Origin of the sequence: Weizmannia sp. WK01 (assembly GCF_025905465.1) — a bacterium.
In the GTDB taxonomy this organism is placed as follows: Bacteria; Bacillota; Bacilli; order Bacillales; family Bacillaceae_C; genus Weizmannia; species Weizmannia faecalis.
Genome location: NZ_CP109616.1, coordinates 1,790,858 through 1,811,445, shown reverse-complemented (window position 1 = coordinate 1,811,445; position 20,588 = coordinate 1,790,858). Strand labels below are relative to the sequence as shown.

The 20,588-nt window shown below is 45.5% G+C and carries 19 protein-coding genes; 8 read left to right on the top strand and 11 right to left on the bottom strand.

Translation table 11 applies throughout. The features are described from left to right. The first annotated feature begins 46 nt into the window (after positions 1 to 46). The 7 genes from glgB (at position 47) to OF158_RS08360 (ending at position 8,366) form a co-directional block, all read left to right on the top strand. A complete protein-coding gene (gene glgB / locus OF158_RS08390) occupies positions 47 to 1,987 on the top strand; it encodes a 1,4-alpha-glucan branching protein GlgB (protein WP_035184826.1) in 1,941 nt (646 codons plus the stop codon). Further along, a complete protein-coding gene (locus OF158_RS08385; protein WP_014098277.1) occupies positions 1,987 to 3,144 on the top strand; it encodes a glucose-1-phosphate adenylyltransferase in 1,158 nt (385 codons plus the stop codon). The genes glgB and OF158_RS08385 overlap by 1 nt, the downstream gene beginning before the upstream one ends. 17 nt (positions 3,145 to 3,161) lie before the next feature. After that, on the top strand, positions 3,162 to 4,271 hold the full coding sequence (glgD, locus tag OF158_RS08380) for a glucose-1-phosphate adenylyltransferase subunit GlgD (protein ID WP_035184828.1): 1,110 nt from the start codon (positions 3,162 to 3,164) through the stop codon (positions 4,269 to 4,271). 13 nt (positions 4,272 to 4,284) lie between these two features. After that, the gene (gene glgA / locus OF158_RS08375) at positions 4,285 to 5,712 is read left to right on the top strand and encodes a glycogen synthase GlgA (protein WP_017550405.1); all 1,428 of its coding nucleotides are present in this window, start codon (positions 4,285 to 4,287) and stop codon (positions 5,710 to 5,712) included. 362 nt (positions 5,713 to 6,074) lie between these two features. After that, complete coding sequence (locus OF158_RS08370) at positions 6,075 to 6,944, top strand: NAD(P)-dependent oxidoreductase (RefSeq protein WP_014098280.1); 870 nt, start codon at positions 6,075 to 6,077, stop codon at positions 6,942 to 6,944. Positions 6,945 to 6,967: 23 nt separating this feature from the next. Further along, complete coding sequence (locus OF158_RS08365) at positions 6,968 to 7,723, top strand: exodeoxyribonuclease III (RefSeq protein WP_014098281.1); 756 nt, start codon at positions 6,968 to 6,970, stop codon at positions 7,721 to 7,723. 214 nt (positions 7,724 to 7,937) lie between these two features. Next, positions 7,938 to 8,366, top strand: coding sequence for a cell wall hydrolase (locus OF158_RS08360; RefSeq protein WP_014098282.1), 429 nt, complete (start codon positions 7,938 to 7,940; stop codon positions 8,364 to 8,366). Here the strand turns inward: OF158_RS08360 and OF158_RS08355 are convergent. The 6 genes from OF158_RS08355 to OF158_RS08330 all read right to left on the bottom strand — a co-directional run bounded on the left by OF158_RS08355 (position 8,363) and on the right by OF158_RS08330 (position 13,965). Beyond that, on the bottom strand, positions 8,363 to 9,553 hold the full coding sequence (locus OF158_RS08355; protein WP_014098283.1) for an MFS transporter: 1,191 nt from the start codon (positions 9,551 to 9,553) through the stop codon (positions 8,363 to 8,365). The two genes, OF158_RS08360 and OF158_RS08355, sit on opposite strands and share 4 nt — an antisense overlap. A gap of 302 nt (positions 9,554 to 9,855) precedes the next feature. Continuing rightward, entirely contained in the window at positions 9,856 to 10,602 is a 747-nt protein-coding gene (locus OF158_RS08350; RefSeq protein WP_014098284.1) for an SDR family NAD(P)-dependent oxidoreductase, read from the bottom strand. A 694-nt stretch (positions 10,603 to 11,296) separates the two neighbouring features. Continuing rightward, a complete protein-coding gene (locus OF158_RS08345) occupies positions 11,297 to 12,280 on the bottom strand; it encodes an L-lactate dehydrogenase (protein ID WP_014098285.1) in 984 nt (327 codons plus the stop codon). 133 nt (positions 12,281 to 12,413) lie between these two features. Further along, positions 12,414 to 12,881, bottom strand: a complete 468-nt coding sequence (locus OF158_RS08340) for an aminodeoxychorismate lyase (protein ID WP_026683417.1) — start codon at positions 12,879 to 12,881, stop codon at positions 12,414 to 12,416. Beyond that, on the bottom strand, positions 12,874 to 13,257 hold the full coding sequence (locus OF158_RS08335) for a hypothetical protein (RefSeq protein ID WP_014098287.1): 384 nt from the start codon (positions 13,255 to 13,257) through the stop codon (positions 12,874 to 12,876). The genes OF158_RS08340 and OF158_RS08335 overlap by 8 nt, the downstream gene beginning before the upstream one ends. Before the next feature lie 147 nt (positions 13,258 to 13,404). Continuing rightward, positions 13,405 to 13,965, bottom strand: a complete 561-nt coding sequence (locus OF158_RS08330; protein ID WP_014098288.1) for a DUF420 domain-containing protein — start codon at positions 13,963 to 13,965, stop codon at positions 13,405 to 13,407. 152 nt (positions 13,966 to 14,117) lie between these two features. Between OF158_RS08330 and OF158_RS08325 the strand changes: the two genes are divergently transcribed. Further along, on the top strand, positions 14,118 to 14,912 hold the full coding sequence (locus tag OF158_RS08325) for a Cof-type HAD-IIB family hydrolase (RefSeq protein WP_014098289.1): 795 nt from the start codon (positions 14,118 to 14,120) through the stop codon (positions 14,910 to 14,912). Between the two features lie 52 nt (positions 14,913 to 14,964). Here OF158_RS08325 and uraH read toward each other — a convergent pair whose 3' ends face one another. The 5 genes from uraH to OF158_RS08300 form a co-directional block, all read right to left on the bottom strand. Beyond that, complete coding sequence (gene uraH / locus OF158_RS08320; RefSeq protein WP_035184831.1) at positions 14,965 to 15,324, bottom strand: hydroxyisourate hydrolase; 360 nt, start codon at positions 15,322 to 15,324, stop codon at positions 14,965 to 14,967. A gap of 16 nt (positions 15,325 to 15,340) precedes the next feature. Then, positions 15,341 to 16,774: an NAD(P)-binding domain-containing protein gene (locus tag OF158_RS08315; protein ID WP_035184833.1), complete on the bottom strand. Its 1,434-nt coding sequence runs from the start codon at positions 16,772 to 16,774 to the stop codon at positions 15,341 to 15,343. Next, on the bottom strand, positions 16,752 to 17,294 hold the full coding sequence (uraD, locus tag OF158_RS08310) for a 2-oxo-4-hydroxy-4-carboxy-5-ureidoimidazoline decarboxylase (protein ID WP_052042176.1): 543 nt from the start codon (positions 17,292 to 17,294) through the stop codon (positions 16,752 to 16,754). Before uraD ends, OF158_RS08315 begins: the two co-directional genes overlap by 23 nt. 2 nt (positions 17,295 to 17,296) lie before the next feature. Further along, on the bottom strand, positions 17,297 to 18,631 hold the full coding sequence (locus OF158_RS08305; protein ID WP_035184837.1) for a nucleobase:cation symporter-2 family protein: 1,335 nt from the start codon (positions 18,629 to 18,631) through the stop codon (positions 17,297 to 17,299). A 192-nt stretch (positions 18,632 to 18,823) separates the two neighbouring features. Then, positions 18,824 to 20,413, bottom strand: a complete 1,590-nt coding sequence (locus tag OF158_RS08300; RefSeq protein WP_035184839.1) for a PucR family transcriptional regulator — start codon at positions 20,411 to 20,413, stop codon at positions 18,824 to 18,826. Positions 20,414 to 20,588 lie beyond the last annotated feature (175 nt).

Sequence of the window (20,588 nt, the reverse complement as noted above, 5' to 3'; positions counted from 1 at the left end):
TTCATAACGAATAGTAAAAGTATGCTGAAATAGCGGAGGTGTGACATTGGAAAACTCAGTTAAGTATTCGCAACAAGTCCTGCCCACTGATTTCGAGCTTTATTTATTCCACGAAGGCACCCTTTACGAAAGCTATACTTTGTTCGGGGCACATGTCATGGAGTATGAAGGAAAAAAGGGCGTGCGGTTTGCAGTTTGGGCGCCGAATGCGCAAGCCGTTGCCGTAGCCGGCGATTTTAACGGCTGGGACGGCAGCAAACACCAAATGAAACGACTAAAAGATTCGAGCATCTGGGTGTTGTTTATTCCGGATCTCGCGCCGGGTGAGCTGTATAAATATGAAATTACAGGGCCTTCCAGCAACACTTTTTTTAAAGCGGATCCATATGCGTTCTATTCGGAAGTGCGTCCGAAAACGGCATCTGTCATTTATGATCCCGGCACATATCAGTGGCAGGATAGAAAATGGATGAGCCACAAAGCAAAATCCGATCCGTACCACGAGCCGATGCTGATTTATGAAATGCATTTCGGTTCATGGAAGAAAAAAGCCAATGGCGATTTTTACACCTACCGTGAAATGGCAGACGAACTGGTCCCATACATTGCCGGGCATGGCTATACGCATATCGAGCTCATGCCGATGATGGAGCATCCGTTTGACCGGTCATGGGGCTATCAGATTACCGGTTTCTATGCACCGACAAGCCGGTACGGGAAGCCGGAAGATTTCATGTATTTTATCGACAAATGCCATCAGAACGGCCTCGGGGTGATTTTAGACTGGGTTCCCGTCCATTTCTGCAAAGACGCCCACGGACTCGGGCGCTTTGACGGAACACCGCTGTTCGAGCCTGCAGACCCTGACATGGCAGAACGGCCGATTTGGGGTACATACAATTTTGACTTTCAGAAACCTGAAATTTTCAGTTTTCTTATTTCCAACGCCATTTTTTGGATAGACGTTTATCATATTGATGGCTTCCGGGTGGATGCAGTTTCTTCTCTTATTTATTTAAACCATGACAGGGGAGACGAAAAGAAATTGACAAACCAATATGGCGGTGATGTCAATTTGGAAGCTGTCGAGTTTATCAAAAAATTAAATGAAGCCGTTTTTAAAATGTTTCCGCATGCCTTAATGATTGCAGAAGAAGCAACATCGTGGCCGCTCGTAACAGCGCCGGTTTACGCGGGCGGGCTCGGTTTTAATTATAAATGGAATATGGGCTGGGTGCATGATGTGCTCACCTATATGCAGACACCGGAGGAAAAAAGGCCTGATGCCCATGATCTCCTCACCTTTTCCATGTACTATGCTTTTTCGGAAAACTATGTACTGCCTTTTTCGCATGATGAACTGGTTTACGGGAAGAAATCGCTGCTCAATAAAATGCCCGGGGATTTCCCGCAAAAATTTGCAAATTTACGCCTTCTTTATGCTTATTTTATGACACATCCGGGTAAAAAATTATTATTCATGGGAAGCGAATTCGGACAGTTTGACGAATGGAAAGACCTGACGCAGCTGGATTGGATGCTGCTGGATTTTGAAACGCACCGTACCTTCTTTCAGTTTACAAAAGCCTTGAACGCATTTTATCAAAACACAAGAAGCTTGTGGCGCTTGGACCATGACCCTGAAGGTTTTGAATGGATTGATCCGAATAATCGCAGGCAGAGCATCATAATTTTTATGAGAAGAGGGAAGCGGAAAGGGGATTATTGCATCGTCCTCTGTAATTTTTCAAAAATCAAATATGACAAATTCCGAATCGGCGTGCCTTCATTTGGGAAATATATCGAAATTTTCAATACGGATGATGAACGGTTCGGCGGCAGTGGTTTGTTGAACAAAGAAGCAATCCAAGTGGATAAGGAGCCTTTTCATAACCAGCCATACAGTATGGAAATCAGCATTCCCCCACTCAGTGCATTGATCTTTAAAAAGCAATCAAAAAAACGGCAAAGGGGTGGCAAAAAATAATGGCAGAAAAGAAATGGATGGCAATGCTCTTAGCAGGCGGACAGGGAACAAGGCTCGGGGATTTGACGTCCCAGCTGGCAAAACCGGCAGTGCCTTTTGGCGGCAAGTACAGAATTATTGATTTTTCACTAAGCAACTGCATGCACTCGGGCATTGATACGGTCGGTGTGCTGACGCAATATGAACCCCATCTTTTAAACTCGTATGTCGGAAACGGGAAAGCATGGGACCTTGACAAAAATTTCGGCGGAACAGCCGTGCTGCCGCCGTATGTAGGGAAAGACGGCGGCGAATGGTATAAGGGGACAGCCAATGCGGTTTACCAAAATATCCAGTATATTGACCACTACAACCCGGAATATGTTGTCATTCTTTCAGGCGATCATATTTATAAAATGGATTATCGGAAACTGTTAAAATCGCATATGGAAGCAGGGGCGCAGGCGAGTATTGCCGTAATTGAAGTCCCGTGGCAGGAATCAGGGCGCTTCGGCATTATGGTAACAAACGCAGAAGGAAGAATTGTTGAATTTGAAGAAAAACCGAAATTCCCAAAGAGTAATCTCGCGTCTATGGGCGTGTATTTATTTAATTGGAAGCTTTTGCGCGAATATTTAATACAGGACGAGAAAAACAGCGCTTCCTCGCACGACTTCGGGAAAGATATTATTCCGAAAATGCTGAAAGATAAAAAGAAAATGTATGCTTATAAATTTGAAGGTTACTGGAAAGATGTCGGCACGGTTCAAAGCTTCTGGGAAGCACATATGGACTTGCTGGAAGAAAAACCGGCATTTGATCTGGATGATCCGGACTGGCGCATTTTCACCGGAGATGCGAACCATCCTCCGCAATATATTGCGCCCCAATCCAATATTAAAAACGCACTCATCAACGAAGGCAGCTGGATTTACGGGAATGTTTTCCATTCTGTCATCTCGGATCATGTTTATATTGGCAAAAACAGTACAATCCAGGATTCCGTCATCATGCCGAATGTCACGATCGGCAGCAATGTGACCATCGAACGCGCCATTATTGCAAGCGGCACCGTCATTGAAAACGGCAAAAAAATCACGCCTTCAAAACCAAATGATATTCAGTTGTACAGCTGTCCGCAAAACGGCGAAGAAGCGGAAATAAAAGAAGTTTTATAAAGAGGGACGGGTGAAACATGACGAACGTACTAGGAGTTATCAATTTGATCAATGAAAAGCCGATTTTAAAGGAGCTGACAAAACACCGCTGCCTTGCTTCCGTTCCGTTCGGCGCCAGATACCGCTTCATTGATTTTGCACTTTCCAATCTCATTCATGCTGAAATTACCCAGGTTGCCGTTTTTACGAAAGACAACGGCAGATCGATCATAGACCATATTGGTTCCGGAAAGGAATGGGATTTGGACCGGTACGACGGCGGGCTGTTTATCCTGCCGCCGGTTGCCGATGATGCAAAATTGAAGGGGGATATCCAGGGCTTTTATGATCATCGCGAATTCTTTGAACGGGCCTCGGCAGACCTTGTCATCATCTCGCCGGGAAGCAACGTCAGCAAACTCGATATTTGTGAGCTGGTCGCATCCCATGAGAAAAGCCAGGCGGATATCACCGTTGTATACAGAAAATATGACGGGGAGCCGATCCAAAAACCGAACTATCATCAAGTAGTGGTAGATAAAGAGGACAACGTACGGGACATCGAACTGTTTACCGCTCCGCAAAAGGGTGATCTTGTCTGCCTGGAAACCTATGTGCTGTCAAAACCGTTGCTGATGGATCTCATCCAAACCTGTTATGAAAACGGAGAATATGACTTTTTGCGGGATGCGATCAAAGCGAATGTCCATAAATTTAAAATTAAGGGGTATCACCACCGCGGCAATATGATCTTTATCCACTCCATGGACAGTTACCACGCGGCAAACATGGCCATGCTCGACCCGGATACGATCCGCGCTTTCTTTTACAGCGACTGGGAAATTCTGACCAAGATCAAACATGAGCCGCCGACAAAATACGGACAAACAGCGGACGTAAAAAATTCATTTATTGCGAACGGCTGTTTAATTGAAGGGACGGTGGAAAACAGTATTATTTTCCGCGGCGTAAAAATCAAAAAAGGAACAGTCGTGAAAAACAGTATCATCATGCAAAAATCAGAAGTGGAAGAAGATGCGGTATTGGAAAATGTCATCGCAGACAAGCAGGTAGCCGTTACCCAGCATAAGGTGGTTGTCGGGACCCCGTCGCATCCGACAGTATTATCCAAAAAAGAGATCATTTGATGGAGGAGACAAGATGAACGTATTATTTGCTGCTTCAGAATGCGCACCATTTATTAAAACAGGGGGGTTGGGCGATGTGATCCAGGCATTGCCCAAAGCTTTGAAAAAAGCGGGGATCCATCCGGTAGTCATCCTGCCGAAATATGAAGATTTACAGCCTGAAGTGAAAGCGCGCCTCTCCTTTATGACCAGCCTGACCGTGCCGGTTGGATGGCGGAAGCAGTATTGCGGGATTGAAACATTGGAAGAAGGGGGGATCCGTTATTATTTTTTGGACAACGAGTATTATTTTAAACGGCATGGGAGTTACGGCTATTTCGATGATGGCGAACGGTTCGCCTTTTTTTCGCGTGCAGTGCTTGAAGCCCTTCCTTATTTGAATGAAAAACCGGATGTCATTCATTGCCATGACTGGCAAACCGGGCCGATTCCCGTACTGTTAAAAGCGCATTTTTCCAGCCATCCTTTCTACCAGGGCATCAAAACGATGTTTACGATTCATAATTTGCGCTACCAGGGGGTATTTCCAAAAAGTGTCCTGTCAGATCTGCTCGATTTAAGCGAATTATATTTCCATGTGGATGGTCTTGAATTTTACGGGAATGTCAGCTACTTAAAGGCAGGGATTGCTTATGCAGACGCCATTACAACCGTCAGCCCGACATACGCCCGGGAAATCCAGACGCCGTATTACGGGGAAAATCTTGACGGCTTTTTGCGGATGAAAAGCAACCGCTTGGAAGGCATTATCAACGGGATTGATACGGATGCTTACAATCCCAAAACAGACGATGCACTGTTCTTTACATATGAGGACTACCCGGGAAAATTAAAGAATAAAAAAGCCTTGCAGGAAGCCTTCCATTTGCAAGTGGATTCCGGCATTCCCGTTATATCAATGGTGACAAGGCTGGTAGAACAAAAAGGCATCGATCTGGTGCTGCATGTGATCCATGAGATGTTAAGTTTAAATGTCCAGTTTGTACTTCTTGGCACAGGCGAGCATCAGTACGAGGAAGCATTCCGGCATCTTGAAAGCCAGTATCCAGGTCAGGTATCCGTACATATTTATTTTGATGAAGCCCTTTCCCATAAAATTTATGCGGGCAGTGACTTGTTTTTAATGCCATCCAAATTTGAACCGTGCGGCATCGGGCAACTGATCGCCATGCGGTACGGCACATTGCCGCTTGTGCGTGAAACCGGCGGGCTGAAAGATACCGTAAAGCCGTACAATGAATTCACGGGCGAAGGCAACGGGTTTTCGTTCACAAACTATAACGCGCACGATATGCTGTACACGATTGAAAGGGCCGTTTGGTTTTTCCGCTACCAGCCGAAAACATGGCAGTCGTTATCTGAACGGGTGATGGGGCTTGATTTCAGCTGGGTACATTCTGCAAATGCATATATCCGGCTGTATGAAGAGTTATGCCCGTAAAGAACGGGGAGCTCTTAAACAAAATGGAAAAAGGCGCCTGCTTCGTACTGGCGCCTTTTACTGATGCCCATGTTTGTTTCTCCGGCTGATGGCCTTTAAAATCGATAACTTATCTTGAAGCGTTAACATATTCCAGCTTCCGACTTTGATTTTCACTTTTCCCACCCCCCCACACAAGGATTGGCGAACATCGATTGTACTTGTATAATACCGCTTTTTTCTTCAATACAAACACCAAATATTTCTACAAAAATTGCGTATTTCTTGCCGCATTTTTTCTTTAACATTAGAATAAGAACAGAATATCCCTTTAAAGCTTATGGCTTTTCAGGTGAATTTGTCTAAATATGGAGGCTTTTGTCATGAAGATAGGTTGGATCGGTCTAGGGCATATGGGATCTCCGATGGCCCGCCGCCTTTTAGATGCGCATTTCGATTTGTTTGTGTATAATCGCACAATTAAGAAAACGGAAAAACTAGCTGAAGCCGGCGCAGCCGTTTGCAAAACGCCGAAAGACATCGCCGAAAATGCAGACGTCATTGTCACGATGCTGACCAATGCCGCGGCAGTAGAAAACGTTTTACAAGGAGAGGACGGGGTGCTTGCCGGCCTTACGAAAGGGAAAACAGTCGTGGATATGAGTACCGTCAGCCCTTCCGATTCCATCCGTTTTGCCAAATGGGTGGAAGAAAAGCGCGGGCATTTTATTGATGCACCGGTATCGGGTTCAGTACAGCCTGCAAAAGAAGGGAATCTCGTCATTCTTGCCGGCGGCCGGAAAGAAGAGATTGATGCTGTGCGCCCCATGTTTGAAGTATTAGGAAAAACCATCATTCATTTTGGCGAAAACGGAAAAGGCAGTGCCGCGAAATTATCGATTAATTTGCTGCTCGGCCTGACGATCGAGGGAGCGTCCGAAGCCATTCTCTTCGGGGAAAAACTAGGGCTTGAAAAGAAGGATCTGATTGAAATGATTTCGGCTTCTGCATGCAATACACCTATTTTCCAAATGAAAAAGAAGGCATTTTTACAAGAAGATTTTCCGGCTGCATTTATGCTCGAATTAATGGCAAAGGATCTTGGCCTTGCAAAAGAGGAAATCAAAAAAGCCGGTATGTCGCTGCCACTGGCGGATGCAGCCGAAAAAACATACAGCCGGGCGAAAGCAGACGGAACCGGAAAAGCGGACGTCGCTGCGGTTTATCAAGCATTAAAACAGCTGAACTTTTAAATGCAATGGAGGAGAAACCGGGGATGAAATTTGTTTCTTGGAATGTGAACGGGCTCCGCGCCTGTGTAAAAAAAGGGTTTCTTGCATTTTTTGCAGAAACGGACGCCGACATTTTTTGCGTGCAGGAAACGAAACTGCAGGCAGGGCAGATCGCCCTTGATTTGGACGGCTATTATCAATATTGGAATTATGCCGAGCGGAAAGGGTATTCAGGCACGGCCGTTTTTACAAAAAAAGAGCCGCTTTCCGTGCGCTACGGCGTCGGCGAAGATCGGACAGAACCGGAAGGCCGGATTTTGACACTCGAATATGAAGATTTTTATTTGGTTAATGTTTATACGCCGAATTCCCAGCGCGATCTAGCCCGCCTCGGTTACCGCCTCGAATGGGAAGACCGGATGCGGGCCTATTTAACGGAGCTTGACAAAAAGAAGCCAGTCATTGTATGCGGCGATATGAACGTTGCCCATCAGGAAATAGATTTAAAAAATGCAAAAAATAACGTTGGCAATTCTGGGTTTACAGCGGAAGAACGCGGTAAAATGACCGGGCTGCTGAACAGCGGATTTATTGATTCGTTCCGGTATTTTTATCCTGAGCGGGAAGGCGCTTATACATGGTGGTCTTATATGAACAAAGTGAGGGAAAGGAATATCGGCTGGCGGATTGACTATTTTCTCGTATCCAAAAGACTGGCCGGCCGTTTAAAAGATGCCGGCATGTATCCGGAGATCATGGGCAGTGACCACTGTCCGGTATTTTTAGAAACCAATTTTTAATTTGCAGGATCCGTTTCTGCCGATTGCCCTTTTGTGCCGTGCGCCCAAACTTAAAGCCCGGTACTCTTCCGATTTAACAAACATCAAGCATCCGGTGTTTTCCGCCCGGGTGCTTGATTTATTCCGGACACAGGCGGGGTTCTCTTTTTGTGTTTTGCGGCATAAGATAAAAAGCGAAACTTGTGCGCAATTTGCAAATTCAGGGAGGCTTAAAATGGCAGTCGTAAAGGCATCAAGTGCAGACATCGATTTACTGGCACGGCTTTTAAGGGCGGAAGCAGAAGGAGAGGGGCAGCTTGGCATGCTGCTTGTCGGCAATGTCGGCGTAAACCGGATCAGGGCGAATTGTTCGGATTTTATCGGACTCCGGACCATTCCGCAAATGGTTTATCAGCCGCATGCTTTTGAAGCAGTGATTCACGGATATTTTTACCAGCGGGCACGGGAAAGCGAACGGCGGTTGGCCAGACGTGCGATTAACGGCGAAAGGCATTGGCCCGCCAAATACAGTTTATGGTATTTCAGGCCGCAGGGGGACTGCCCGCCCACATGGTACGACCAGCCGTTCGTTGCCCGGTATAAATTGCATTGTTTTTACGAACCGACAGCTGAAACATGCGAAAATGTGTATACCACTTTTTAATTTGCGAGCCTTTTTTCGTTTGGCAAGAAGCAGGATATAACAGCACCGATCATGGGCAAGAAAGATAAAATGGTAAATACACTGGCAACCCCGAACATATCGGAAACGCCGCCCATGAAAACTGAACCGATCCCGCCGGCGCCGACCCCGAAACCAATTGACAGGCCGGATGCAAGCGCGATATTTTTAGGCAACAGCTTTTGCATATAGATCACGCCGACAGAAAAGCTTGAAAGGACGCTGAAACCGAAACAGAGCAAATCGAGTACAGCCAGCCAGCCGCTTAAATGCGGAAGCAGCAGTGCAAAAGGCGTGGCAAGGAACATGGACACGACAAGCAGCCGTTTCATGCCGGCCCGGTCCGAAATCATGCCGCCAAAAAGTGTGCCCAGTGCCCCGGCCCCGACAAAGACAAAGTTCAATAGTTCGCTCATTTCCAAGCTTGCATGTTTCATGTAAAACGGAAGAAAAATGACAACCCCGACCTGGCACCAGGAACGCAAAATAATGACCAGAACAAGCAGGATGACGCCGGGAATATGGTTTTTTCCGGCGATTTCTTTTCTCCGGCGCTGGATATTTTGCACTTTGCTGTTCATCCAGCCAAGTAAAGGGGCGGTTAAAATAAGGGATAAAAGAGCAACCGGAAGCAACCAGATCAGGCCGTGTATGCCGGTATGTACCAAAAAGAGCGGAATCATAAGCGGCCCGAAAGCCTGTCCGGCATTTCCACCAACCTGGAATATTGCCTGTGCCAATCCTTTTTTATACCCGGACGCAAAATGGGTGCCGCGTGATGCTTCCGGATGAAAGACGCCTGACCCGAATCCGGAAAGCGCAATAAAAAGCAAAAGCCATGTGAGTGATGGCGCAATTGCGGTTAGGCTCAGGCCGGCAATCGATAAAAAGACACCAAACGAAAAAAGCCAGACCCGTGGTTTCCGGTCCGTCAGTATGCCAAAAACCGGCTGTGTGACCGATGAAGTAAAATAAGAAACCAGCACAATTAAAGTGGATTGCGTATAATTCAAATGGAGCGCATGCTTGTACATGACAACAAGGGCAGGGACCATGCCGGTTGTCACCAGGTCATTTAAAAAATGCGCACCGCTGAACGTAAACAGCGCACGGCGAAAAAAAGGATTTTCTGCCTCTAACGGCGCTGATGTAAATGATTGACTTCCCATACATACTCCCACTTTCTCGTAATTTCTTTCAAATCGCCCAGGAGTGGACGAAGACAGCCAGACCCACAACGAGAGCTGTATGAATATTGTAACATAATTTGCCACTAAAATGACAAAAAGAACCGCTGCGCTAAGGTTCATTTGCTATCGTATAGCGTTTGGATTTTCACTTTTTCGTGCAGGTGGCCATAAGATTAAAGAAATAGAGAGGGGGATATCCACATCCGGTTCAAAAGGGAGGAGGCCCTTTTGAACGGAACGGGGAGGAATAGGGGACGTGTGAAAAAAACAAATGAAGAAAGTTATTTGAAAGAAGCATAGCCGTCATCAAGCATGACAACACTTCCGTTAATGACATCTGCTTCTTCAAGCGTTAATAGATAAACCGCATTTGCAATGGCTTCAGGACGGATCAGTTTTTTGCGCATTTGCTGTTCTGTCATTTTTTGTGTCATTCCGGCATCTTTATATGCCTGTATAATCGGCGTATCCACACTGCCCGGTGCAATGCCGACGACGCGAATACCGTATTGTGCTAGTTCAAGCGCAGCATTTTGGGTCATCATCCGGACTGCGCCTTTTGCAGCCTGATATGGGAAAGTACCGAAGCTGGCCAAATATCCGAATACGGAAGCTGTGTTGATAATAACGCCCTTGATATCCAGCTCGCGCATTTTTCTGCCGGCAGCAATGACTCCGTATGCAACGCCGTGCTGATTGACATCAATGACACGCAAGTAATCTTCTATTTTCAGGCTCAGGATATGCCCGAGCGTGCCGATTCCAGCGTTGTTGAACATCACGTCAATCGTCCCGTATATTTCAACCGCCTGATTGACAAGTGATTCAACCTCTTCGAATTTGGAAACATCCGTCTTGGCAAAAACAGCATCTCCGCCTTCTTGTTTGATCAATTCCACCGTTTCAAGCCCTTTTTCTTCATCAATATCGGTAACCACAACGGAATCGCCTTTACGTGCAAAAGTTAAACTGGTTTCCCGGCCAATCCCGCTGCCGGCGCCTGTAATCACTGCAACTCTGCCTGACATGATGCATGCCTCCTGATGGATATATTCTTAGAAAAAGTATGCGTTTACTTTTCTTTACAATTTTTAGTGTATCACCGCAAGAAAAGGTTTACAATAAAAGGAAAGAACAGTTCGAAAAATCGACTTATATCAATAGACAGGTTTAAAACCATCAAAAAAGGATAAACACTTGCAGTTATTTTAAAGAAAAGGCAGGCGAAAAATGAAACCGATGAGGAATGCTCATTCATGCACAAATATAGGAAAATCAGCCAGAAGAAGAATTTTAAGGCAAAAGAATGTGCAGGGATTGCAAATAAAAGAACAAACCAAGATTAGATGATTCAATGAAAGCATGTGCGAAAATGTAACTGGAGATGAAAACGCAACAACCCTGAGTGATGGAATAAACCTGGAACGATCAATGAAACGCATACCGGACAAACCGAAATCCTGATGAGATGAAAAGATGCAATAAAGATTGTGTTTCACGGAAAAATTGTTTCTGTCTCAATGTTTAAAGTAATCTTCTTTTTTGAGACAAAATTTCGTTTTACTCCTCAACTAGCTATAATATATATTATGTTAACTAGATAAAAATCATCACATTGCGGAGTTGCCCGGCCACTCCTTTTCCCTTGTACCCAGAGATTATCTTTGGCCAGAATCGTTTTCACCTAAAAAATCCGCTGTATAATGCAGCGGATTTTTTAGATCAAGCCTGAATATACGATTTTCCGGTTTTTACCGATGCCATTGTATTTTGGATCGATTTTGCCGATTCGTGCAGCCAGGATGTTTCCTGTTCATCGAGTTCAATTTCAAGCTGTTGTTCGATCCCGTTACGGCCGATGACACTTGGTATGCTTAAAGCGACATCACCGTTATATCCGTACTGACCATGCAAAGTGGCTGAAACCGGATAAATGCTTTTTTCATCCAGCATCACGGCTTTTGCCAATGTCACTGCAGCTTCAGCAACACCGGCATTGGTCCACCCTTTCCCATTCAGGACATCAAAAGCAGTTTTCACCACCTTTTGTCTGAAAGCTTCCCTGTCCAACGGTTCTTTTCCTTTAAACACGCTGTCCAGTTCTTTTTCACGGAATCCCTGTACATTTAAACGACTGAAAACCGGAAATGCGGTAAACCCGTGTTCGCCCATCATATAACCCGTTACACTTTTCGGATCAATGCTGTAATTTTCGGCAACAAGCTGGCGGAGGCGGGCCGAGTCAAGCATGGTGCCTGTTCCGAATATCCGCCCTTTCGAATAGCCAAATTCATTTTCAGCAATATAGACAATCGTATCAAGCGGATTTGTAATGAAAATGATGACAGCTTCTTTTGTATATTTCGTAATCCCTGCCATGACTTCCCGCACCACGGCGGCATTCGTCCTGGCAAGCCCTGCCCGGTCCGGCATTTCGTCTTTTTCCGACGGAAGCACGCTTGGCCCTGCTGCACAAATAATGACGTCCGCATCGGCGCATTCCGAGTAATCCCCTGCTTTCACGCTTGTGTTTGGCATATATGTAAGTGCCGTGGCATGTCTCCAATCGAGCGCTTCCCCAAATGCGACCCCTTTCTTTTTATCCAATACAGCAATTTCCGAAAAAAGGCCCAGTTTCATCGCATTTGCAAGCACATACGAACCGACATGCCCAACGCCTGCAACTACTAATTTTGTCTTTTTCACAGTTGTCTTCCCTCCTTGTTTTCTTTATTTTAACATTTAAAATCATACTATTGCAGTGAAAATTTCGTAAACCGGAAAAACGGCGCAAAAAAAGCTGCCCGGTCCGCAGTACGGCAGGCAGCTAGCTTCATGATTATTTTTTAAAAATGGTTGAAATCACTTTATCGTAACTCATCGTGCTGTCCACGACATAAGTACCAGGGCGAAGATGATTCTCAACACCCTTCTTTTCGACATCTTTACTGAATTGAAATGCATCATCCACGATATTAGCTTTCTCAAGCAATTTGCCGACATCAATGCTCGTCATCCCATCCGTCACCTGGAACACAACCCGGTTGACGGTTTTGGTTTTCGCGGATTTTTCAGCGGATGACTTCGCATCAGCCAGATCTTTGTCATATGCAGCCTTGGTTTGAACGACATATCCTGCATGCTCTAGTTTGTCTTTCATCTGGCTGTTGGAGAGTTTTGCAGTTTCAGCCGTATTTGTTTTTTTCACCGTATTGTCCGCTGCTTTGCCTGTTTCGGAAAAATAAACGGCGCCTGTTACAGCCGTGGCGAGCAAAATCCCTGCGGCAAAGCTGCTCAATTTATTCATTCCCACCGGCAACCTTGCTCCTTTCGTTTTTCGCCGCCATAAACGGGGCCAGAATTTCCTCAATTTCCGCTTTTGTCACTTGTTTTTTTTCTGCAATGCTTTCAATAGAGTAGTTGCGTTTATATAAATCCAGCACTTCAAGCCTGAACTGTTTATCAAAGGCAGAAAGCTGGATGCCGGCTTCTTTTTCAAGAATGTCCATTTCCAGTTCAAGCGTCCGGATGCCGTCTTTCAGATGATTGATTTCATCCATGAGTGCCAAATGCACCGTTTCCAATTCCTGCTGTTCCTCTTTCGCACGGTTCCGCGTTTTAAAGATGGACATGATCAGCAACACAACGGATACCGCAAATAAAATTACCAATGTCCAGACCATCAAATATGTACCCCTCCTTCAAAAATCTTCTTCCTGTACCCTATTATTATACATGTCCAGCCTTTTATTTTCGATAAAAAACAAGAATTTATGACAAAAGTTGCACAAAAAAAACACCAGCCGGACCAGCGGCTGGTGTACTGTTCTTTAATAATACGGTGCCATCATCAAGTAAACGATCACGCCGGTGATGCTGACATAAAGCCAGATTGGCATCGCCCAACGGACAATTTTTTTGTGCTTTTTCACCTGCATTGTCCATCCCCACACAAGTGCGAACAAAGCAAGCGGAACAATAATGGCCGCGAGAAAACTGTGGGTAATCAAGATAAAGAAATAGATGAACCGGATTGCCCCTTCCCCGCCATATCTTGCCGTTTCAGGCGAAAGATAATGGAATGTCAAATAAGAAAGCAAAAACAAAAACGTTGACGCAAAAGCGGCCAGTACAAATCCTCTATGCACATTGATATTTTTCCGTTTAATGGCGATGAGCGCGCAGACGAGAAAAATAAACGTAAAGCTGTTAAAAACGGCGTTCATCCTCGGCAAAATATAAATATCAAATCCTACTTTACCCTTGTAACCGATGTTCGTAAAAAAGAGCAGCAAAATGATAATATTTGCGATAAGGGAAACGGTGATAATCAGCGCCGTAAAATTTTTATCACTTTTCGGTTGGTAAGAAGGACTGTTCCCTTTATTCATGTTTTCATGCACCCCGCATTTTATATTCTGTAATCATATGCTTTCATGATAGCATGAAGATTGGTAGACAAACAACAATAGCGAAGTTTTTCACATTCATTTTTATTTGTGGTAAAGTAAAAGTGAAAAATTATACATACTGGAGCGAAATGATGGGACACTATGAAGCACTTTTTTTAGATGTAGACGGAACGATTTTGACACCGGAAGATACGATCCAGCCTTCAACAAAAAAGGCCGTGGTCAAAGCAAAAAAGCACGGCATGGAAGTCTTCCTGGCAACCGGGAGGCCGCTTCATGAAATTTCGTGGCTGATGGACGAACTGGAAATCGAATCCGCGATCGGCTATAACGGCACACTTGCTGTCTATAGAGGAAAAAACCTTTTTAAAACGGTAATGGACCCTAAAATTGTCGATAAATTTATTGGCATTGCCGAAAAGCACGGACATGAAGTCGTTTTGTATACGGACCGGCAAAACTTTATCACTTCTTTTGATGTGCCTGAAGTGAAAAGTTTTATAAAAAAAATCCACCTTCGCCAAAACGCCCCTTTTACACCGGCAGTACTTGATCAAGTATTGGGCATTACGCTTGTGAATGTCCGGGGAAACGGCGCCGCATTGTATGCAGATTTGCCCGGCCTGCATTTATCCCAGGTCAACATTGATGGATTCAGGCATTGTTACGACGTTATTCTTGATAAAGTGAATAAAGGCATGGCTGTAGCCAAAACCCTGGATATCCTCGGCATTCCAAAAGAAAAAGCCGTTGCGTTTGGGGACGGCATGAACGATAAAGAAATGCTGGAGGCAGTCGGCGAAAGTTTTGCGATGGCAAACAGCAACCCCGGACTGTTTGCTTATGCAAAACACCGGACGACAAGCGTTACCGAATCCGGTATTTACCATGGTTTGGAAATGCTCGGGGTGATCGATCAAGCATAAGGGGGAGCGTCCGTTTAAACGGTGAAGGCCGTTCAAACTGCCTCTTCCCTTTTTAACTTCCGCGATAGGTCTGATACCCCCAGGGAGAAATCAATAGCGGAATATGGTAACCGGCAGCCGGATCAGAAATGTTGAACCGGACAGGCACTTCACCCCAAAAAGGCGGGTCCGGAAGATTTGCTCCCTGGCTGCAGAAATAATCACCGATAGAAAAAACAAGCTGATACAAGCCGGAATCTATTTTCTCAGCAGATAACAGTGGGGCATCCGTCCGGCCGTCTTTATTTGTTACCGTTTTGGCAAGACACCGCCACCTTGATGTTGCCGGATCAAATTTAAATAACTGTACTTTTACATGTTCAGCAGGTTTGCCATGTGTTAAATCCAAAATATGTGTTGTTAAACCGGGCATATGCGCCATCCTTTCTTTACAACTCAGCGGAGGCAATCGCTTTTTCTGTCCAATTGCCGGTAAATTCTATTTCACGGTAGGAAAAATAGTCTTTTAATATTTGTTCCCGGTCATCAAGGAACAGTTGATCTGCAACGCCTTGGACAACTTTCGGGATTGCAAATCTTAAGCCTGATAAAGCGGAAGCAGACAACCCACAGCTAATGAGGGCCGAATAATTAAAAGCAAACAAACCATAGAGTATCCGCCTCCCCTTTTCATTGCGGCTAAGGAAAGAAAAATCCGGACTAAGGTATGGATGCGCATCAATCAAAGGATTTTTTATTTTTTCCGGCGCACTGAACCGATCCTGCCAGCGGGCAATATACGGCTCAACCAGCCGCAATTCCGGCCGCAATGATGGATTGGAAACAAGACCGGTGGCAATGATTAAAAAATCAAAAGCAAACGCTCCATGCGGGGTGGTGACAACTGCCTGTGTTCTCTCTTCCCTTACATCCAGCCACGGTGACCCGGTATGGAGCCGAAAGCCCGGCCAGGCGCTGGCACGGTTAAAAATATCATTTGTCGGCGGCTGGCTATACTTGAAAAAATGGGCCATCGCTGCGTATTTATCTTTATCAGACAAAGTATGGTACCGTTCAATCATTCCGGAAAGTTCCATCTGGCGAATCGGGTTAATCCGCTTTAAATCGTTTCCCCTGATAAATACATGGGCCTCTGCCGCCCCTTCTGCAAGCACATGGTTCGCATTGTCAAAAGCAGATGCACCGCCGCCCAAAATGCCGATCTTCTTTCCTCTCAGCTTTTCCATTTCTATCCTTTGCGATGTGTGGGCATACAAATAGGACGGAAGTTTTTCCTTTATAAAGTCCGGCACATACCATTCCCCGCCGCCCTGAATTCCGGTGGCAAGGATGATTTTCCGCGCAAGTAAAAATGAAGAAGGTGCCCCTTTCCCTTCAATCTGCAGCCTGTGCACCCCTCCTTCAGGCGCTATACAGGTTAAAGTAACTTCGTTCAGAACTGGGAGGCGAAGCACTTTCCTGTACCAGCGTAAATAATTCATCCATTCTCGGCGTGGGATTTTGTCCAGCTCGTCCCATGCTTTTTCTCCGTATTGCGCTTCCCAAAAGGCCCTGAAAGTAAGTGAGGGAATCCCGAGATCAATGGAGGTCAGGTGTTTTGGCGTTCTTAACGTCAGCATCCGTGCATACGTATCCCACGGTCCTTCATAACCATTGGGATTTTCATCAATTACAAGAATATTGGAGATCCGCTCTTTTAACAAACCAAATGCCACGCCAACGCCGCACTGTCCGCCGCCAATTATAATCGCATCATATACATGGCCTTCCTGATGAACAACCGGCCGAACCCAGTCTGCCCCGCCAAACGCTAGGCAAGATAGATCTTTTTGTACCCGTTTATTCAGTGCTTCCAAACTCATCACTATTTCCTCCATTTTCGTTCGATTGGTTAAAGAGCGCAGTAAACCTGAAATAAGCAATTTGATAAATCTGCTCCAGTGCGGTTTGAAATTCTTGTTCGCTGCTGTGGCAAAGCCGCTCGCGCATTGCCGCGTAAATCTCTTCCTTGTTTTTTCCGCGAACGGCCAATATAAAAGGAAAGCCAAATTTTTTCTTATATTTTTCATTGGCTCTTTGAAACTTTGTATATTCTTCCTTTGTCAGGTTCTGCAGCCCGGATTCCCTTTGTTCTGACGCCGAATGCGCGCTCATCCTCATCCTGCCGCCTAAATCCGGATGTGCCCGGATCAACTCCCGTTTCCGGTCTTCCCCTGAGTCTTCCACCATTTTTACCATCTTCCGGAATAATTCATCCGGCGAATGGTAAGGCCTGCCAGCTGCTGCTTGTTCGGCAAGCCACCGGGCATGTTCAAATATCCCTTCAAGCTGCTCTATAAATGCATCCTTCGTGATTTGATTGAATTCATGGATCGTCGCCATCTTCATCCTTCTTTCAAAGCCGGATCCACGACACGTACGGGAATGTCAGAAGGCGCACGCACGCGGTCTTTTTTCGGCAAGAGCAAGTTTAAAATAATGGCGCACAGGCTGCCGCAGATGATGCCGTCATTCACCAGGATTCTGAGCATGGGCGGCAAAACATGAAATAAATCCGGGACAACCGTCGCACCGAGCCCAAGCGAAACGGAGCAGGCAATGATCAGCAAATTGCTGTTTTCCGAGAAATCAACATTCCGCAGCATCCGGATCCCTGAAGACACAACCATTCCGAACATGACAACCGTTGCGCCGCCAAATACAGCAGTTGGAATGATCGTCGCCAATGCGGCAATTTTCGGCAGCACTCCGAGACAGATCAGGATGATGCCGGCAGCAATCGTGATTTTTTTCGTTTTGATGCCGGCAAGCTGGACAAGGCCGACATTTTGGGAAAAAGTACTGTAAGGAAAGGCGTTAAAAATCCCCCCGAGGATAAAAGAAATTCCTTCTGCCCGGTAACCGTTTGTAATGTCTTTACCGGTTAATTTCCTGTCCGTCATTTCCCCGAGTGCCAGAAAAGCACCAGTGGACTCCACCAGAATGACCGTTCCGACGATGATCATCGTGATGACAGGGACAATATGGAATGCCGGCATGCCGAAATAAAAAGGGGCCGGAACACGGAACCAGGAAGCTTCCGCAACGACTGTGAAATCAACCTTCCCCATAACGGTTGCAGCAATTGTGCCGGCAATGATCCCGAGCAACACAGAAATGGCGCGCAAAAAACCTTTAAAAAAGCGGTTCATAATGAGGATCAGCGCCAGCACACCGAAGGAAAGCAGCAAATTTTCGGGAGATCCGAAATCTTTACTCCCCTGTCCGCCGCCCATATTGTTTATACCGGTCGGGATCAGGGATAATCCGATGATCATCACCACCGTCCCCGTTACGACAGGCGGAAATAGTTTTAACAATTTCCCGTATACTTTGGAAAACAAAATAATGAACAAACCTGCAGCAATAATGGCGCCATAAATGGCATGAATGCCGTATCCGGTGCCGATCGTAATCATCGGGGACACAGCAACAAAGGAAGTACCCATGACAACCGGGAGGCCGATTCCGAACCATTTTGATGCCCATGATTGAAGAAGGGTCGCGAGCCCGCATGTCAGCAAATCTACCGAGATTAGAAATGCCTGCTGCTCGGGGGAAAACTTTAACGCGTTGCCAACGATGATTGGAACCAAAATGGCACCGGCATACATGGCAAGCACATGCTGAAGGCCTAGTGAAAAAATTTTTGAAATCCCTGTTTTCTGATTCAATTCCATTCCTCCTTTATTCATGGATAATTTAATAACATATTGGAGTTATATTATTTAACATGATAGTCCCTTTGCTTTTGATGATCAATGGATAAATTCACTAAAAACTTGCATTTTTACTGGTCAATTTAAATAAAAAGCAAAGATGTATGTGAGGTTTTCTCACAAATAAAAAAAGAGCCACACGTCAGCATGGCTCTAACTGCCGATTGGCTCAAGCAGATTGTGGATCCGAAGCGCCAATCGCAGCTGCAGATTGGTATCCGGATCTTTTAAATTTTTTCCAAGCAGCTCCCTGCATTTTTCAATCCTGTAAACAACAGTATTGCGATGGACATAAAGCCGTTTGGACGTTTCAGATATCTGGCAGTTTGTTTCCAAGAATACAGATAAAGTCTGAAGCAGCGATTCCCGTTCCTCTTTTTTTATGCGGCGAAAGCCTTTAAACGCATGCCGGTAAAAGTTTTCCAGATCTTCACGCGGGATGAGGCGCAGCAATGACACGATATCTTTCGTTAAATACGTTTGGATATATGCGGACTTTCTCGACAATTCACCGGATTTTAACGCGTCTATGGCTTCTTTATAAGCACTCCGGACTTCTAAAAAGCTATGGCTCAAATTGCTGATTCCAAATGACATCGTTCGTCCGAAATAAGCCTGTACTTTTTCCTGGATTTTATGCAGCTGCGCTTCTATCCAGCTGCTGTCATATGTCTGCACCTCATAGAGCAGAATACAGAGCTCCCCCTTCGTAAAAAAATGAGCATCCCCTGGCGAATGTGCCACGTCGTCTTCTATAAATTCATAAATTTCATCCTGACCATCCAATAAACCGCCGTCTATTTTTCCGGCAACGCAAACATATGCCTGATCATTGCGCAAAGCAAACTCAGCAGCCCGATTTATCATTTCCGCCTGCGAAGAGAACGCCCCTTCAAGAAAATGAAGAAAAAAATCATTCCGGATGCTGCGGGCGTGCTGCTTAACAGCCTGCTCCTTCATAAGGGCAAACGAAATGACATTCACAGCCTGTTCAATCAGCAGCGCGCGCAAGTGGTCCGCCTGGTCTAACTCCCCCGTAATGGCTAAAAAGCCCGTCTTTTTTTCTTTTATATGGATAGGAAACAGCGTGTATGTCTTTTGATCCCGTATAACAGAAAATGTTAAGGAGAATGCCGGGGATTTTGCCGGAAAATGGCCGGGCAGGCTTGCCTCAAGCGAAGCGAAAGCAGCTCCTGCACCCGGACAACGAGCAACCACATCGAAGTGCTGGTCAAGGCATTCACATGGGCAATGGATCATTTTCGACAGTTCATGAAGGATCGGGCGAATGCCGTCCCCGCGCATCGCCACATCAGCAAACCGCTTATAGGCTTCAAGTGCCATCGTTAACTCACGTGCATGCTTGTCTACAATTGCCCGCAATGTCAGATCTACCACTTCTCCAAGCGTGAGGGAAAGCGGCAACTCAATGACCGGAAAAGACAAGCGTTCAGCAAGTTCTAAGACGGTATCCGGTATCTTCCCCAAAAATCGTTTTGTCTTAATCCCAAGTGCGGCACAACCTTTGTCAGACATGGCTTGAATCAGTTCCGCCAGCTTTTTCGGGTCGTCTTTAAAATGGTACGCAGTTGTAATCAGCATGACATTGGGTTTTAAATAATGGACAATATCGGGCGCGTCCATCATATTCACCGTCCGGATTTCATGGTTTTGCCCGGATTTCCCCGCAACAATGGATATGCCGGCAAGTTCCGGGACTTCGAGCAGATCCTGCACATTCATTTGCTTTCCCCCGTTTCCTAAATATTCAAATTAAGTATTATTGTATCATAAATTGTTGATTATAAACAAAATGGTCGGAAAATTTGTATGAAATACATAATGAAGTTTCGAAAAACACCCTTTACACTATAGATAGGCCATGTTAGAAAATCGTCCATTTTATGGAAAAGGAGTT

Bases quoted from the DNA above. Each gene is read 5' to 3' on its own strand.
- OF158_RS08370 (WP_014098280.1), top strand. From the start codon at position 6,075: ATGAAGATAGGTTGGATCGGTCTAGGGCATATGGGATCTCCGATGGCC.
- OF158_RS08305 (WP_035184837.1), bottom strand. From the start codon at position 18,631: ATGGAATTGAATCAGAAAACAGGGATTTCAAAAATTTTTTCACTAGGC.
- OF158_RS08340 (WP_026683417.1), bottom strand. From the start codon at position 12,881: ATGAATAAATTGAGCAGCTTTGCCGCAGGGATTTTGCTCGCCACGGCT.
- glgA (WP_017550405.1), top strand. From the start codon at position 4,285: ATGAACGTATTATTTGCTGCTTCAGAATGCGCACCATTTATTAAAACA.
- OF158_RS08300 (WP_035184839.1), bottom strand. From the start codon at position 20,413: ATGAATGTGCAGGATCTGCTCGAAGTCCCGGAACTTGCCGGCATATCC.
- uraH (WP_035184831.1), bottom strand. From the start codon at position 15,324: ATGCCCGGTTTAACAACACATATTTTGGATTTAACACATGGCAAACCT.
- OF158_RS08335 (WP_014098287.1), bottom strand. From the start codon at position 13,257: ATGGTCTGGACATTGGTAATTTTATTTGCGGTATCCGTTGTGTTGCTG.
- OF158_RS08365 (WP_014098281.1), top strand. From the start codon at position 6,968: ATGAAATTTGTTTCTTGGAATGTGAACGGGCTCCGCGCCTGTGTAAAA.
- OF158_RS08385 (WP_014098277.1), top strand. From the start codon at position 1,987: ATGGCAGAAAAGAAATGGATGGCAATGCTCTTAGCAGGCGGACAGGGA.
- uraD (WP_052042176.1), bottom strand. From the start codon at position 17,294: ATGGCGACGATCCATGAATTCAATCAAATCACGAAGGATGCATTTATA.
- OF158_RS08330 (WP_014098288.1), bottom strand. From the start codon at position 13,965: ATGAATAAAGGGAACAGTCCTTCTTACCAACCGAAAAGTGATAAAAAT.
- OF158_RS08360 (WP_014098282.1), top strand. From the start codon at position 7,938: ATGGCAGTCGTAAAGGCATCAAGTGCAGACATCGATTTACTGGCACGG.
- OF158_RS08325 (WP_014098289.1), top strand. From the start codon at position 14,118: ATGGGACACTATGAAGCACTTTTTTTAGATGTAGACGGAACGATTTTG.
- glgD (WP_035184828.1), top strand. From the start codon at position 3,162: ATGACGAACGTACTAGGAGTTATCAATTTGATCAATGAAAAGCCGATT.
- OF158_RS08355 (WP_014098283.1), bottom strand. From the start codon at position 9,553: ATGGGAAGTCAATCATTTACATCAGCGCCGTTAGAGGCAGAAAATCCT.
- OF158_RS08315 (WP_035184833.1), bottom strand. From the start codon at position 16,774: ATGAGTTTGGAAGCACTGAATAAACGGGTACAAAAAGATCTATCTTGC.
- OF158_RS08350 (WP_014098284.1), bottom strand. From the start codon at position 10,602: ATGTCAGGCAGAGTTGCAGTGATTACAGGCGCCGGCAGCGGGATTGGC.